At 60.5% G+C, this 13801-nt stretch carries 16 protein-coding genes; 8 read left to right on the top strand and 8 right to left on the bottom strand.

The annotated features are described in order from the left end of the window. Together AKG11_RS31720 and AKG11_RS31715 are read right to left on the bottom strand one after the other, a co-directional pair. Positions 1–656, bottom strand: a 656-nt coding sequence (locus AKG11_RS31720) for a type IV secretory system conjugative DNA transfer family protein (RefSeq protein WP_197284053.1), incomplete at its 3' end; no start/stop codon positions are given. A gap of 403 nt (positions 657–1059) precedes the next feature. Next, positions 1060–1677, bottom strand: coding sequence for a hypothetical protein (locus AKG11_RS31715; RefSeq protein WP_050746869.1), 618 nt, complete (start codon positions 1675–1677; stop codon positions 1060–1062). Between AKG11_RS31715 and AKG11_RS31710 the strand changes: the two genes are divergently transcribed. Beyond that, the gene (locus AKG11_RS31710; protein WP_156334196.1) at positions 1667–2140 is read left to right on the top strand and encodes a hypothetical protein; all 474 of its coding nucleotides are present in this window, start codon (positions 1667–1669) and stop codon (positions 2138–2140) included. The two genes, AKG11_RS31715 and AKG11_RS31710, sit on opposite strands and share 11 nt — an antisense overlap. 322 nt (positions 2141–2462) lie before the next feature. Further along, the gene (locus AKG11_RS31705) at positions 2463–3788 is read left to right on the top strand and encodes a site-specific DNA-methyltransferase (protein ID WP_050746867.1); all 1326 of its coding nucleotides are present in this window, start codon (positions 2463–2465) and stop codon (positions 3786–3788) included. Here AKG11_RS31705 and AKG11_RS31700 read toward each other — a convergent pair. After that, the gene (locus AKG11_RS31700; RefSeq protein WP_050746866.1) at positions 3785–4672 is read right to left on the bottom strand and encodes a hypothetical protein; all 888 of its coding nucleotides are present in this window, start codon (positions 4670–4672) and stop codon (positions 3785–3787) included. The two genes, AKG11_RS31705 and AKG11_RS31700, sit on opposite strands and share 4 nt — an antisense overlap. Positions 4673–4890: 218 nt before the next feature. On the opposite strand from AKG11_RS31700, the gene AKG11_RS31695 reads away from it, so the two are divergent. The 4 genes from AKG11_RS31695 (at position 4891) to AKG11_RS31680 (ending at position 7618) form a co-directional block, all read left to right on the top strand. After that, the gene (locus AKG11_RS31695) at positions 4891–5433 is read left to right on the top strand and encodes a recombinase family protein (RefSeq protein ID WP_050746870.1); all 543 of its coding nucleotides are present in this window, start codon (positions 4891–4893) and stop codon (positions 5431–5433) included. Positions 5434–5542: 109 nt separating this feature from the next. Beyond that, complete coding sequence (locus AKG11_RS31690; RefSeq protein ID WP_050746865.1) at positions 5543–6184, top strand: ParA family protein; 642 nt, start codon at positions 5543–5545, stop codon at positions 6182–6184. Continuing rightward, entirely contained in the window at positions 6181–6477 is a 297-nt protein-coding gene (locus tag AKG11_RS31685; protein WP_050746864.1) for a hypothetical protein, read from the top strand. The genes AKG11_RS31690 and AKG11_RS31685 overlap by 4 nt, the downstream gene beginning before the upstream one ends. Before the next feature lie 55 nt (positions 6478–6532). Further along, on the top strand, positions 6533–7618 hold the full coding sequence (locus AKG11_RS31680; protein ID WP_050746863.1) for a replication protein RepA: 1086 nt from the start codon (positions 6533–6535) through the stop codon (positions 7616–7618). Positions 7619–8322: 704 nt separating this feature from the next. Here AKG11_RS31680 and AKG11_RS31675 read toward each other — a convergent pair. Next, the gene (locus AKG11_RS31675; protein ID WP_050746862.1) at positions 8323–8649 is read right to left on the bottom strand and encodes a hypothetical protein; all 327 of its coding nucleotides are present in this window, start codon (positions 8647–8649) and stop codon (positions 8323–8325) included. Between the two features lie 208 nt (positions 8650–8857). On the opposite strand from AKG11_RS31675, the gene mobQ reads away from it, so the two are divergent. Next, positions 8858–10105: a MobQ family relaxase gene (gene mobQ / locus AKG11_RS34045; protein ID WP_197284052.1), complete on the top strand. Its 1248-nt coding sequence runs from the start codon at positions 8858–8860 to the stop codon at positions 10103–10105. Here mobQ and AKG11_RS31665 read toward each other — a convergent pair. The 4 genes from AKG11_RS31665 to AKG11_RS31645 all read right to left on the bottom strand — a co-directional run bounded on the left by AKG11_RS31665 (position 10102) and on the right by AKG11_RS31645 (position 13549). Next, the gene (locus tag AKG11_RS31665; protein WP_050746861.1) at positions 10102–11121 is read right to left on the bottom strand and encodes a type IV secretory system conjugative DNA transfer family protein; all 1020 of its coding nucleotides are present in this window, start codon (positions 11119–11121) and stop codon (positions 10102–10104) included. The genes mobQ and AKG11_RS31665 overlap by 4 nt on opposite strands. Before the next feature lie 108 nt (positions 11122–11229). Next, positions 11230–12066 (bottom strand): aminoglycoside O-phosphotransferase APH(6)-Id, encoded by an 837-nt coding sequence (locus AKG11_RS31660; RefSeq protein ID WP_000480968.1) that lies wholly within the window; start codon positions 12064–12066, stop codon positions 11230–11232. Further along, the gene (gene aph(3'')-Ib / locus AKG11_RS31655; RefSeq protein WP_001082319.1) at positions 12066–12869 is read right to left on the bottom strand and encodes an aminoglycoside O-phosphotransferase APH(3'')-Ib; all 804 of its coding nucleotides are present in this window, start codon (positions 12867–12869) and stop codon (positions 12066–12068) included. Before aph(3'')-Ib ends, AKG11_RS31660 begins: the two co-directional genes overlap by 1 nt. 65 nt (positions 12870–12934) lie before the next feature. Further along, positions 12935–13549 (bottom strand): recombinase family protein, encoded by a 615-nt coding sequence (locus AKG11_RS31645; protein WP_000904906.1) that lies wholly within the window; start codon positions 13547–13549, stop codon positions 12935–12937. A gap of 125 nt (positions 13550–13674) precedes the next feature. Here AKG11_RS31645 and AKG11_RS35920 point away from each other — a divergent pair. Then, a partial coding sequence (locus tag AKG11_RS35920; protein ID WP_156334195.1) for a DUF4158 domain-containing protein occupies positions 13675–13801 on the top strand: 127 nt, incomplete at its 3' end.

Below are 13801 nucleotides of genomic sequence, written 5' to 3'. Positions count from 1 at the left end.
AACACATCAATCTCACCGGAGAATATCGCTGGCCAAAGCCTTAGCGTAGGATTCCGCCCCCTCCCGCAAACGACCCCCACCAGTCCCTTGACCAGCGAGGTGGCCTTGTCATCCCAATGGGATTCCCGCGCGTCGGGAACGACGAGCAGGCGGGCGAGGGATTCGGCGTCGTCGGCTTCCTGCGGCGTGCCCGCGCGCACCATGTCGAGCGGGTTGAACCGCTCGGAATGCGCGAGGTCGGTGGGATTGAGCATCCACACCTTGCCGAAGCGGGCGCGCTGGCGGCGCGTAATGGCGTAGTTCTCGCCCTTGGGGTCAGTGACGACCATCGAGCCGCGATAAGTGAGCAGGGAGGGGATGACCACCCCCAGCCCCTTGCCCGCCCCCATGGCGGCGAACACCATCACCATGCCGTCAGACGAAAACCGCAGCAGGCGACCGAAGGCCCCGCGACCGAGGAGAACACCTTCGCCACGGACGGCCCCGTGCCACCATTGTTCCCAGCGGTGCGCCCAGCGCGCCGAGCCGTGGGCCTTGCGGCGGTTGCGGTCTGCCCTGACCAGCCGCAGCGGCAGGGTCAGGACGAAACGCACCAGCCACACCGCGCCGTACAGCACGGTGGAAAGCAGCCAGAAAAATCCGTTGAGAACATCCATGGCGGAAGTGTCCGTCAGCCGCGCGCGCGAGGCAAACCCTCTGCCCGCGTGGCTGGCAGGAAAGCGTCAGCGCGGCCGCCTTGCTCATTTCTTCCAGTTATTCGGGTCTTTGGCTTTGTTAAACTCTCGAATGAAGGTCGGTGCCCCCACGATGACGACAAAGCCCACCACAACCAGAATGCCAATAAACGTGTCCATACCGTGCCCCTATGTTTCGATAACATTTCGCAAGCTATCAGCCTGCGAATGAATATCAATGGTTGCAGCTCTGTCCTGATAAAATTTAAAGGCCACGCCCGACAACACGCCTCAAGGCACGCTTCGCTCTTCGGCCTTGACCCGTGTTCCCGGTCGTAGCGGGGGCTTGGGAACAGCAAGGCCCCGGAGTGGCCTTGCTGCCCATTTACGACGGGGTGCTCGTGGCAAGCCGTTGCGGCGCTTCCCCATCCTTGCGGAACCAGAGCGCCCCATCCGGCGGCGGCAGGTTGCGCCGTTCCTCGCTAAAAAACTCGCCTTCATCGACGGCAGCGACAGGCGGTAGGTCGAGGGATATGGCGCGGCCATGCCGCGCCTCATCGAGGGGCGGCGCGACCATGAACGGCTCGCCGTCATGATGCGCGGCGCGGTAAAGGACATAGTCGAGGCGGTCGAGCAGGTCATCGCAGGCCGGATGCTCCTGCATCAGGTGGCTGCCGGTGGTAACGTAAATGCGGTGGTCGGGCCGGTCGAGCACCGCCGCCGGAGACGGCGGAGCGGAGGTCATGGGCGGTTGGGGCGGCGGCATGGGGGCCGGTTGCGCGTGCATCTGGTCGATATGCACATGGACATGCACGGCGGGAACGGCGCTTGCCGGTGCAGAGGCTGGAGCCTGATAAGCCGGGCGCGGCTCTTGCTGCGGCGCGCCTTGCTGTGCTTTTTTGCGGACGTGACCGGTGAGCTTTTCGAGGAGAAAGGCCACCGCGCCGATGACGGCAAGGGTCAGTTTCGTGGCGAGCCAGAGAACGAACTTTATGACATCCATTTATGAGACCTACGCCGCCAAGATATGCCGTCATGTGGAGTTGCCGCCGGGCACTTACGACAGCCAGAAGCTGAACAGTTACATCATGGCTTTGCCGCTGGGGGAAGCCCATGCGGCGCTGGACAAGGTGGAGCTGGAACACCTGCCCCGGTTGGGGGACACGGTCAGCCTCAACGACCACATGCAGGCCCATTTCTTCAGCCTGTTGCTGAACCCTGCCCGTGACCTGTGGGAGTTCACCAAACCGCTGCTTATCAAGCGGCAGCACCTTGAGCGGCTGGAGGGGTGGCGCGACTGGCGGACGTTGTCGGTCTATCTGCGCCAGCAGGACTTGGAACCGGCGGCGGTGTTCCGCAACACGCCGATTCCGGTCAAGGCGGGGCCGTTTGAGAGCGTGGACTATTACGCGGCGGATATTCGCGTGGTGCTGGGGCGGAGCACGCCGTTTGTGTGGCAGGGGTAAAAGACGCTAAGGGGCTTCGCCCCCCGCGCGGTCAAGGGGGCGGTTCCCGAGGCTCCGCGCTGCGCTTGTGCGCCCGCCGCCTGAAACCCTTGCCCTTGCTACCCCCGACCTCGCCGGTCAGGCAGGGTTGCAGGAAGATTCCTGCACCTGCCTATCCATTGATAGGGGCTTGCGGATGCAGAAAGCCCACACCCTTCAATATGAGCTTTCTGGTTACCATCTTAATTTCGCTCACCCCACTTGATGTATTCACACTTTTATGGGCACCATTCCGCCAGATATTCCTGATTTGTTCTAATTTGGTTACCGAAAGATAAAACGCATGGCTACTGGCATTACAAAACGAGAGCAGCATTCCCCGGATGCTATCTCCGCCCGCAATTTCTACGACGAGGGCCTGCCTCTGCCCCCTCAACGGGCAGGCGTCGAACTCTCCTACCCCAACAAAGCCAGCGTCAGTCACATCATGCGCCCGACCGACCGCGCTTTCCTATCCCTGACGCAAAGCCAAGCGTTCAAATCGCCGACATTTTCGGACAATGCATTCGTACTGGATGATAACTTTTTTGCACTCAAAGAGCTGGTGCAATCCGGTCGAAAAGCCACGCTTTTCTATTTAGACCCGCCCTATGGCACCGGCCTTGACTTCCATTCCCGTGACTTGGAACACGCCTATGATGACCGCATGGGGCAAGCTGAGTATATCGAGTTCATGCGTCGTCGCCTCATCTTGATGCGCGAGTGCATGACGGATGATGGCTCGATTTATGTCCATATCGGGCACCAGATGGTTGCCCATCTCAAAATCCTGATGGATGAGATTTTCGGCCCGGACAATTTCCGCAATCTCATCACCCGTCGTAAGTGCAGCAGCAAAAACTTCACAAGCAAGCAATACGCCAACCTCAACGACTTTGTGCTGTTCTACAGCAAGGGCCGCTCCTATACATGGAACCAACCGGGCGTCGATGCCGAGGACGATTGGGTTTTGAAGGAATACCCGCGCATGGATGAGTTTGGCCGACGCTATAAGCTGGTGCCCATCCACGCCCCCGGAACGCGGAACGGCGAAACCGGTATGCCGTGGCGAGACATGATGCCTCCACCCGGCAAACACTGGCAGTATGCCCCCGCAAAGCTGGAAGAGCTGGACAAGGCGGGAGATATGTACTGGTCAAAAAATGGCAACCCACGCCGTAAGGTCTATTGGACAGCCGACAAGAAACGCACCCTTAGCGACTATTGGGAGCAATATCGGGATGCCCACCACCAGAGCATCCAAATCAGCGGCTATCCGACCGAGAAGAACCTCGACATGATGAAGATGATTGTGGGGGCCAGCTCGAACGAGGGTGACCTCGTTATCGACCCCTTCTGCGGCTCGGGCACTACCCTTCAAGCCGCGCGCGATTTAGGTCGCCGGTTCATCGGCATCGACGCATCCTTTACCGCAGCAAAGGCAACGCTGCGTCGTATGCGCCACGGCCTTGAAGCGATGGGTGATTATGTCAACAAGCCGAACAATGATGACGAGCCAAAGTTCTCACTCATCCAGAACAGCATCCCCGTGCGGGAATGTGCATTTTACACGGACAGCCGCCTGTATGAGAATTATCGGCAGGAAATCGAGGCCTTATCCCTCATCTAGCTGTTCAGCCACTCGGGGGTTATGCGCTTGGGTGCCAGCTTGAGCGTGATAACCCTCACCCGGCCATCCCAGTCGCCATCGAGGTCACAGGCTTCCTTCCATGTATCGCCGTGCATCAGCCCCGGCCCGTCAGAGAGGAAAATCATCTTGAGGTTTGTCGGCGTGAGCTTATCGAACGCCTTGGCCTTCTCAACCTTGTTTGAGTTGCCACCAGTCCGGTCATCGGATTGCGCCCCGCCGCGCGTCGAGTCGTACCGCGCAAATCCAATGGCGACGACCTCGCTATCAACGGTGCGGCGGATGACAAAATCGCACGGAAAGGCGCTTTTGAACTCCGGGTAAATCGTAGAAAGCTCAATATCACGCCCGGCTCCGCGCGGCCCCTCAATAGTGAACGAGTCTTTGAAGTGTTCTTCAAACCAGTCAAAGAACAGCCCGGTTAACTCATAGCCGGACTGACCACGGGTGTCATATTCGCCTATCAGCGCCGCCAGGGCGAAGCGTGCCTCCGGCGTCAGGTCTTCAAACTGCTCTTTCAGCTTGCCAATGGGCTTAAAGGTCATCCCATAGGTTTCAATCAGCGTATCCGTGCTGATTTTCTGGATTTTCTTGGTTGTCTCCGTGTCGAGAACCGGAGAGACGCAACGACGATACATCTTGAGGAGAGCCATTCTCTCCTCCGAATCTCTATCCTTGCTTCTGATGCTCTTGAGCACATCACCGCTGGATTCGCTTGCTTTGATAATCTGGCAGAAGGTCTCAATCGGCCCAGAGTATTTCTCATAGAGCACGTCGAGGATTTCGGGAAAGCGGATTGCGCTATCTATCGGCGTAATGATTTTACTGACGTCAGCAATCGTCTTAAGAAACTTCGAATCGTTCATGGGGCCATTCTTCAGTGATTTACACCGAAGGTTTCAGAAGCCCACCCAAAGAGTCAAACAGATAGCAGGATGCTCCCCAATAACGTGTCGGCTGGAGACGCAAACCGGCAACAGGTGGCGCATGGCCACATTGCATAATTCAAGACTTATGCAACACCCCTCCCCTGCCCTGAAATCAATCCGTTGCGCGTTGCATAAGTCCGTTGCACAATAACGGCATGATTTACGGTTACGCGCGGGTATCGACGGACGGGCAGACGCTGGACGCCCAGCGGGAAGCATTAAGCGCCGCAGGCGCGGAGAAGGTTTTCGCGGAAACAGTCAGCGGTGCCCGGAGCGACCGCGCCCAGCTCGCCCGCCTGATGAAGGCGGCCAACGCAGGCGACACCGTGCTGGTAACGCGGCTAGACCGCCTCGCCCGCTCAACCCGTGACCTGTTGAACATTCTCGGCACGCTGGCGGAACGCGGCGTGGCGTTCCGTTCCCTCTCCGATGTATGGGCGGACACCACGACACCGCACGGACGGCTCATGCTGACCGTTCTCGGCGGATTGGCGGAGTTTGAGCGGGAGCTTATCAAGAGCCGCACCAGCGAGGGCCGCAGGCGCGCCAAGGAGCGCGGGCAGACGTTCGGCCCGAAGCGCAAGCTGACCCCGTTCCAGCAGCAGCAAGCCCGCGAACGCAAGGCAGCCGGTGAACCTGTGCGGGACATTGCGCGCTCCTATAACGTGAGTGCCAGCACCATATCCCGCCTCGAATAACGTCATAACGCTATAACTCTGTGGCGTTATAGCATCATAGCTCTAAAGCGTTTTGACGTTATCACGTCGTGACGCTTTAACTCTATGGATGCCGTGGTAACGTACCGCCATGCGAATCATTACCCTCGTCACCCAGAAGGGCGGAACCGGCAAAACCACCCTTGCCGCCTCCCTTGCCGTCGCGGCCCAAGAGGCCGGAGAAAAGGTGCTTGCGCTCGACCTTGACCCTCAAGCCTCTCTGGCGACGTGGGGCGAGTTGCGCGAGGCCGAGCTTCCCCATGTCGAGAAAGTACCGGCAACCATGGTTGCCGACCTGCCCAAACTGCTCGACGGCGTGAAAGGGCAGGGATTCACCCTGACCATCATCGACACCGCCGGAGCCGACAACCCGACCACCCACATTGCCATGCAAACCGCCGAGTTGTGCCTTGTGCCGATACGGCCCACCCGCATCGACGGCAACGCGGTGCTACCGACCGCGCAGGCTTTGCAGCGCCTCAGCAAGCCGTTCGCGTTCATCCTCACGCAATGCTCCGCCATTCCCCGCAACTCACGCGCCGCCGAAATGGCCGCAGGACTGAAAACCCTCGGCGTTCTAGCCGAACCGAATATTGCCCAGCGCGCCGACCATCAGGACGCCTATGCAGCAGGGCAGGGGGTCACGGAATACGCCGCCGATGGCAAAGCCGCCGACGAAGTCCGCGCACTGTGGCAATGGGTCGATAAACGCATGAAAGGAAAAACGCGATGAGCAAGGCCACCAGACCATCCGTTTTCGGAGCCGTCACCACGCCGGTTGACGAGGTGCCCGCCGCCGATAACGCCGCCGTCACGCCAGCGACCAAGCCCGCCAAGGGCGAATCCGGCATGTTCAAGACGAGCATCTATCTGCCCTTGTCGGTCAAGGACAAGCTGGAGGAAATCGCCTTCCACGAAGGCCGCAAAAAGGTGCATGACCTGTTCATGGAAGGCATCGACGCGGTGTTGAGCAAGCGGGGTTACGCCACCACCGCCGAAATGAAAGACAACTCTAAAGCGTCATAACGCTACAGCGTTATAGCGTTACAGAGCTAATAGTAAGAATGAGGGACACACGGCCATGAGCGAAGACACGATGCCCGATGTATCCCTCATCCGTGATGCGGACTTGCGGAAGGAACTTGAGCGCCACAAGCGCCGCAACCTGCTGCCGAAGCTGCTGGCCCTTGAGGTTCAGCTCCTCATCGAGGAGCAGACCAAGCGCGATGCGTCCGACGCGGAGCGCCAGACTGAATTGCAGGCGATGCCGCGTGACCGCCGCCGCCGCGCCGAGGTGCATGACCACTTCCTAAACGAGGAACCGCAGGCCGAGGACTTACGCCACCTGCACAGCGTCCTTGCCATCTGCGGCCTGCCCTATGACCGCCTGCCGCTCGACGTGCGCGAATACAGCCGCGAGCAGGGCAATATGGCGATTGATGTGGCCGCCGGTTCCCTCCGCGGGCCGGATGGTTCCAAGGTGCTCCAGCCGCTCCCGTTCGGGCCGAAAGCCCGCCTCATCCTGATGCACCTTTGCTCCGAGGCTATCCGCCAGCAAAGCCCGACCATCGAAATCGCGGACACCTTCACCGCATTTGTCCGGGAAATGGGCTTCTCCGACAGCGGCGGCAAGAAGGGGCCTTTGACCGCGTTCCGCGAACAGTTGAACGCCCTCGCCAGTTGCTCAATCAAAATATCCTCTTGGACCGGCAACAAGGTGCGGTCGCGCCAGTTCTTCCCGATTGAGGAGATGGACGTGTGGCTGTCCGCGCATCACGACCAGCCTTCCCTGTGGCCGTCCACGGTGACGTTCAGCCACACCATGTTCGAGAGCCTGCAAAAGCACGCCCTGCCGGTCAATGCCCGCGCCGTGAGGGCCTTTCAGGGCAGCGCCCGCAAGCTCGACCTGTATTTCTGGCTTGGCTGGCGCATCCACAACATCAACGAGCCGCTGCACATCAGTTGGGACGCCATCACCGAGCAGTTTGGTTCGGGCTTCACCCGCCAGCGCGACTTCAAGGCCAAGTTCAAGGAGGAGGTCGGGCACTTGAAGGAGGTGCTGCCGAACCTGCCGTTGAAGCTCACCGAGCAAGGACTTGTCCTTAGTCCCGCCGACCCTGCCGTGCTGGCCCTTCCGCCGGTACGCAAGCCGCTGAAAAAGACCTGACATCCCCGCATCTTAGCTCCGCAGACTTGGTCGCGCCCCCGGCTTTTCCAAATCCCTTTAGAATCCGATGGTTACAGGGTGTCCTCCGCAGACTTGGTCGCGCCCCTCCGCAGACTTGGTCGCGCTTTGCCCTCAATCTCCGCAGACTTGGTCGCGCCCCTCCGCAGACTTGGTCGCGCATTTACCGCAGACTTGGTCGCGCTTCTCCGCAGACTTGGTCGCGCTTCCTATAATAAGGATACAGAACACTTATCAGAACAATGCAGAACACCATCAGAACGCTTTTTCAGAACCCATTCCAGAATTACAGAAAAAAGGCTTCTCTGATTTTTGAAAGAAAAAAGAGGGTTCAAAACGGAGAACGCCACCGCCCGAAGACGGTGGCGTCCTAACCCTTTACGGTCATCGGCTTCCCAGCCTGTACCGTGGTCGCATTGAATCACAGCATCGGTCTTCTGCCAAGCATCGCAAACAGGGTGCCCCACAGCGGGCCACAGGACGCCCTCAGAAGCGTTTTGCTGGTCAAAGTGGAGGTCGGGGTGGCCCGACCTCAAAACCCCTCCTAACCCTTTTAGAAATATCCTCGGGGGTGTGGGGGCAGACAGCCCCCACGGGTAGCCTACGGCAGGGCGATGAGGTGAGGCACGAAGGGGGTGCAGGGGGCTTGCCCCCGCGACGGGCGCGGAGCGCCCCGCGCGATTTTTTCAGGGGGTGAAAACGCACTCCATGGCGAAATAGCGCGGCATGACGCCGGGCAGCACCGACAGCAGCGCGCCACCAATCATCAGACCCACACCGGCATCGCCTTTGAAGCGGGACGCGGCCCAGACCAGCACGCCGACGGTGCAGAGCACGACACCGATGGAGAACGACAGCGGTGCGAAGAAAGCGACCGTGGCGCAGAAGGCGTTGGAGGTGCCGCCGAACCAGCGGGCTATGTGGTCGAGAAGATACGCGCCCCCCAGAGCGAGGAGGACGAGTGCGGCAATGTTACCGACGAGGCGGGTGGGGTGATAGGGCGGCAGCTTCATGGGGCGGGGGACGAGAGGAAGGGAGGGCGAGGATAGCAGGCCACAGGGCGGAGGGAAGGGGTGGAGTTGACGAGGTAATAGCGCACTTATACATTGCTTCGCAACATAGGTGCTCCGGCCGCCACAGGAGTGGCGTGTGGCCGGAAAGGCAGGCCCGACCGGGCCTTGTTTTTTAAGGGTGGCAAGGATGCCACCACGGGAGAACCGCGTGGCGATTTACCACTTCTCAGGGCAAATCCTTGGCCGCACCGCCAAGCTGAATCCTGACGGCAGCGGGCGTCCCGGCTCCAAGGCGGCGGCAGCCGCCGCCTACCGCAGCGGGTCGCAGGTGCGCGATTACCGTACCGGCGAACTCCACGATTACAGCCGCCGCAAAGGGGTGGCCCATGCCGAAATCATGGTGCCGGTGGGTGCGGCGGCGTGGCTGGAAGACCGGGAGCTGTTGTGGGGCACGGTCGAGCGCATGGAGAAGCGCGCCGACGCCCAGCTTGCCCGCGAGTTCAATATGGCGTTGCCGCACGAGCTGGACGCCGCGCAGCGGCTGGAGCTCGTGCGCGGCTTCGTGCAGCGGCATTTTGTGAACCGGGGCATGGTGGCGGACATCGCCTTGCATGACCCAGTGCCGGAGCAGGGGCAGAGCCGCCACAATTACCATGCCCATGTCATGTTGACATTGCGCCGGGCAACCCCGGACGGACTGGATCCCGTGAAGACACGGGAATGGAACAGCAAGGAGCTGTTGAACCTGTGGCGGGCCGAATGGGCGGTGTCCTGCAATGCCGCGCTGGCGCGCGCGGGGCAGCAGGTGCGGGTTGACCACCGCACCCTTGTGGCGCAGCGGGACGACGCCTTGCAGCGCAAGGACATGGCCCGCGCCGCCGAGCTGAATCGCGCGCCGGAAATCCACGTTGGGCCGAGGGCACGGCAGGCGGTGCGCCACCAGCGCCCGCCGGTCAGCCGGGTGCGCGAGGTGGGGGCGGTGAAGGCGCGCGCTCCGGGGCAAGCCCCGGCCAAGCGCGTACGCGAGTATCCGGCGCGCGACAGCGGCACGCGGCTGGACTGGCTGGAGCGGATTGTTGTCGGCAACGACGAGCGGCTACGCCGTGACGTTGAGCGCATCAACCGGCGCTTTGACCGCTACCAGCGCAAGATGGACTATTGGGAGCGGCGCATCACCTTCTGGACGGAAGGCAGGCTCAAAGGCAGCCAGTTCCGGTTCAACCGCTGGAAAGCCGCCGAGGAGGAGAAGCAGCGCCGCCAGAAGGCCGAGCACGCCCGCAAGCGGTTCCGGCAGCTTGTCGGCATGATGAAGCAGCTTGACGAGCTGATGCGGTTAGGCGGCAATCGGCGCGAGCGCGGGCTTGTCCGCATCCGCGAGCTGGAAGGGTGGGCGCGGCTGGCCCAGCCGAGGACACGCAGCCGCGCACCGGGGCGCAAGCGCGGCCTGTTCGACTAGGAGCAGGCCGGGGGCGGGGACGCAGGCTCACCGTGAGCCGCCGCCTGCGGCGCAGGGTCAAGCCGTTCCGGCGGTTGCGGTTCCTGCATGAACCCTTGCGGGGTGGCCTCCCACCTGTCCCACAGGCCGCGCCAGCGCCACATCTTGCGGTAATCGAGGCGCTTGCCGAAGATGGGGAACGGGCAGTTACGCAGCTTCACAATCACCTTGGTCAGCGGCAGGCGCTGGATTTCGGCGCTGTCGAGCAGCCAGTAATTGCTGTCGGACTGGCTTTGCGACTGGCTCCGGCGCTCCCAGCCGGAGGCGGACGAGCTGACGCTTGCCGATTGCGATTCCGCCGGGGTGTGGCCCAGCATGGTGGCGACATAGGTGGCGGTTTCGTTGTCGTTGACCCCGAAGAACAGCCGCGCCGAGGCGTTCGCCAGGAAAGCGGCGGCGTTGTCGCCGTAGATTTTGGCGACCTGCGGCAGGTTCTGCCAAATCAGCACCGGGGTGCAGTAGGCGCGCAGCAGGCCGGACTGCTTTTCCAGCACGTCGAGGCGACCGAGCACGGCCACCTCGTCGAGCAGGAGCACCACCTTGCGGCGGGGTTTGTTGGCTTTGGCGCGGGTGAGGGTCTTGAGGGTGCAGCCGACCATGACCCGCAGCCAGCGGGAATACACGTCGAGCAGGTCTTCATCGACGCAGAGGAACAGGGTGCCGGTGCCCTCCACCAGTTCGGAGAGCCGGAAGGTTGAGCTGGAGGACAGCTTGCCCGCCGGGCTGGTGGCCGACCATGGTTCCGTGGCCTTCTGCACGTTGGAGAGGATGGACTGAAACTCTTCGGAAAAGTCCCCGCCGGAATCCACCGCGCTGGTGAGGATGCCGCCGATGATTTCCCGCGCGGCGGGAGAGGGGGAATGTCCGGCGATATGCGTCAGCAGGGTGATGAAGGTCTCGCGCTGGCCGGCGGAGAGCCGGCGCACCGTGGACAGGGTGCGGCTGGGCGAGGGTTCGCTGTGCAGGACGTGCAGCACCAGGGGTCGTTTGCGGGAGAGGGCGAAATCCTACGCTAAGGCTTTGGCCAACGATATTCTCCGGTAAGATTGATGTGTTCCCAGGGGATAGGAGAAGTCGCTTGATATCTAGTATGACGTCTGTCGCACCTGCTTGATCGCGGCCGCGATAGCTAGATCGCGTTGCTCCTCTTCTCCATCCGCGTTCCAAGCTGCGGAAAGGCACCCATAAGCGTACGCCTGGTCGAGCAGGCGACGCGGATCGACGTCCAGCGCACGAGAGAATGCGTCCGCCATCTGTGCAATGCGTCTAGGATCGAGACAAAGGTCGTCTCTGTCAGCCGGATCGTAGAACATATTGGCGGCGCCAAAGCCCACTTCACCGACCAGACCGACGGGATCTATCACCAGCCAGCCGCGACTGGAGAACATGATGTTTTCATGATGCAGATCGCCATGTAGCCCACGCAGTTCCGAGGCATTGCTCATCATTTGATCGGCTATAATCGCCGCGTGGACGTAGTCAGTTTGACAACCTGCGTTTTGATCATCGCGCGCCCGCTGAAACAAAGCTGCAAAGCGATCCCGGATCGGGAGAAGGGCAGAAGGCAGGGGTTCCTCAGATGCGGCATACAGCTTCGCCATTAGTTCCGCTGCAATTTCGGTCGCCTGGTAGTCGCCGTGCTCGGCAACGATGTGAGAGAGCATTCGCTCCCCGGCATATTCGAGCAACATCAGATTGTTCTCACGACCGAGCAACCGGACTGCTCCCCTCCCATTGCGCCATACCAGATAGTCGGCCCCGCGCAGTTCATCAGCAATGTCTTCTATAGGTTTCAATCCCTTGACGATTGCAGGAGTCCCGTCTGGCAATGAAACTTTCCAAACGAGGCTGGAAAAGGTGTCCGCAATGAGAACAGGTTGCGAAACGTGCCAATGAGCAGGAAAAACAGGCGGCATGAACATCAACCCCAAGTCAGAGGGTCCAATCGCAGATAGAAGGCAAGGCGTTCGCGGTCGGGGGCTTCGATCCCCAATACATTGAATAGGACAGCGAAGGCGCGCTCTGCTTCATCTGGCGCTGCCCAGTTCTCTTCGGCGTTAGCAATCATGAGTGCCAAATCGGCATAGCGATCTGCTGTTCCGAGCCGCCCAAGGTCGATCAGACCCGTGCATTGAAGAGTTTTAGGGTCCACCATGAAGTTCGGCATGCAGGGATCACCATGGCAAACAACCATATCGGTGCGCTCTTGGTCGAGCCGCACCGGTAGCTCTCGTTCGACACGAGCCAAAAGATCGAGCTGCGGCGTACTCTTGTCCTCGTCCGGTAAGAAGTCGGGATTGACGGCATTGCGGGACACCACATCAACGGCGCGTCCGAACATTCGCGACAGCCTGCGCTCAAACGGACATTGATCAACCGATAGGCTGTGAACAGCGCCAAGTTGCTGCCCCATTGACGGCCACGCTTTGAGCAAATCCGCTCCAGACAGATCAGCCGCCGGTACTCCCGGAATTGCCGTTATCACCAAGCATGCACCCTCCTGTTCCTCCTGCCAGTTGATCACCTCGGGGCAAGCCACACCTCGACCTTTGAGCCAAATGAGGCGGTCACGCTCTCCAGCGAGCTCACCGCGGCGGGAAGCAGGTGCGATTTTCGCGAAGGCATGCCCGTCACCACGTCGAAAAACAAAATCACCAGATTCTCCGCCTCTGACAGGCAACCAGTCAGAATGCGATTCACCAAAAAAAATATTAGTTCGATTCAATGGAGGTTCCTTCAGTTTTCTGATGAAGCGCGGAGGTGGCTCAACCTGCGAAAAGAAACGAGTTGCTACGTAAGTCCGAGAACATGCTTTCCATGGTCTCTGAGCTCGCCTTTGGGACCGACATATCGGTAGAGAGTGACGCGCTCGATGCCGAGTTCCTTGCAGAGATCGGAAACTGAAGTATCGCGCTGGGCCATGGCGGCTTGCGCGAGACGCACCTGAGCTTTGGTGAGCGCGAATTTTCGTCCGCCCTTGCGACCGCGCGCTCTCGCGGAGGCGAGACCCGCCATGGTGCGCTCTCGGATCAGATCCCGCTCGAACTCGGCCAAGGTGGCGAAGATTCCGAACACCATGCGACCGGACGCAGTCGTGGTGTCGATCTGAGCGCCCTTTCCAGTCAGAACCCGCAGGCCGATCTTGCGGTCTGACAGCTCCTTCACCGTGTTGACCAGATGGGCAAGCGATCGTCCGAGGCGATCGAGCTTCCAGACCACCAGCACATCGCCGTCACGCAATGACTTGAGGCAGGCAGTCAAGCCAGGGCGATCATCACGACCGCCGGAAGCAAGATCATCATAGATATTGTCCCGTTCGACACCTGCGGCGCGCAAGGCGTCGTGCTGCAGGTCGAGAGACTGCGAGCCATCGGCTTTGGAGACGCGGGCATATCCGATCAGCATGTATCACAAACGTTGGTTTGAGGCGGCGCTTCGGCCACGATTGCATTGACCTCTGGAAATGTATCTCAACCAGCTTCATAAACAAAGCGTCTTGAACGCTATCAGATTTTGAAAAAGGAACATGTATGCCGCGTCGCGTCACTCTAACCGATCGGCAGAAAGACGCGCTGTTGCGCTTGCCGACTTCACAGACGGATTTGCTCAAGCACTATACGCTGAGTGATGAAGACCTTGGGCATATCAGGCTGCGTC

The sequence above is a fragment of the Shinella sp. SUS2 genome (assembly GCF_001262505.1).
Lineage (GTDB): Bacteria > Pseudomonadota > Alphaproteobacteria > Rhizobiales > Rhizobiaceae > Shinella.
This window is presented reverse-complemented; position numbering and strand designations above follow the sequence as displayed.

Coding starts and splice junctions, on each gene's coding strand:
- AKG11_RS31710 (WP_156334196.1), top strand. CDS start 1,667: ATGACATCCATTTATGAGACCTACGCCGCCAAGATATGCCGTCATGTG.
- AKG11_RS31715 (WP_050746869.1), bottom strand. CDS start 1,677: ATGGATGTCATAAAGTTCGTTCTCTGGCTCGCCACGAAACTGACCCTT.
- AKG11_RS31705 (WP_050746867.1), top strand. CDS start 2,463: ATGGCTACTGGCATTACAAAACGAGAGCAGCATTCCCCGGATGCTATC.
- AKG11_RS31700 (WP_050746866.1), bottom strand. CDS start 4,672: ATGAACGATTCGAAGTTTCTTAAGACGATTGCTGACGTCAGTAAAATC.
- AKG11_RS31695 (WP_050746870.1), top strand. CDS start 4,891: ATGATTTACGGTTACGCGCGGGTATCGACGGACGGGCAGACGCTGGAC.
- AKG11_RS31690 (WP_050746865.1), top strand. CDS start 5,543: ATGCGAATCATTACCCTCGTCACCCAGAAGGGCGGAACCGGCAAAACC.
- AKG11_RS31685 (WP_050746864.1), top strand. CDS start 6,181: ATGAGCAAGGCCACCAGACCATCCGTTTTCGGAGCCGTCACCACGCCG.
- AKG11_RS31680 (WP_050746863.1), top strand. CDS start 6,533: ATGAGCGAAGACACGATGCCCGATGTATCCCTCATCCGTGATGCGGAC.
- AKG11_RS31675 (WP_050746862.1), bottom strand. CDS start 8,649: ATGAAGCTGCCGCCCTATCACCCCACCCGCCTCGTCGGTAACATTGCC.
- AKG11_RS31660 (WP_000480968.1), bottom strand. CDS start 12,066: ATGTTCATGCCGCCTGTTTTTCCTGCTCATTGGCACGTTTCGCAACCT.
- AKG11_RS31645 (WP_000904906.1), bottom strand. CDS start 13,549: ATGCTGATCGGATATGCCCGCGTCTCCAAAGCCGATGGCTCGCAGTCT.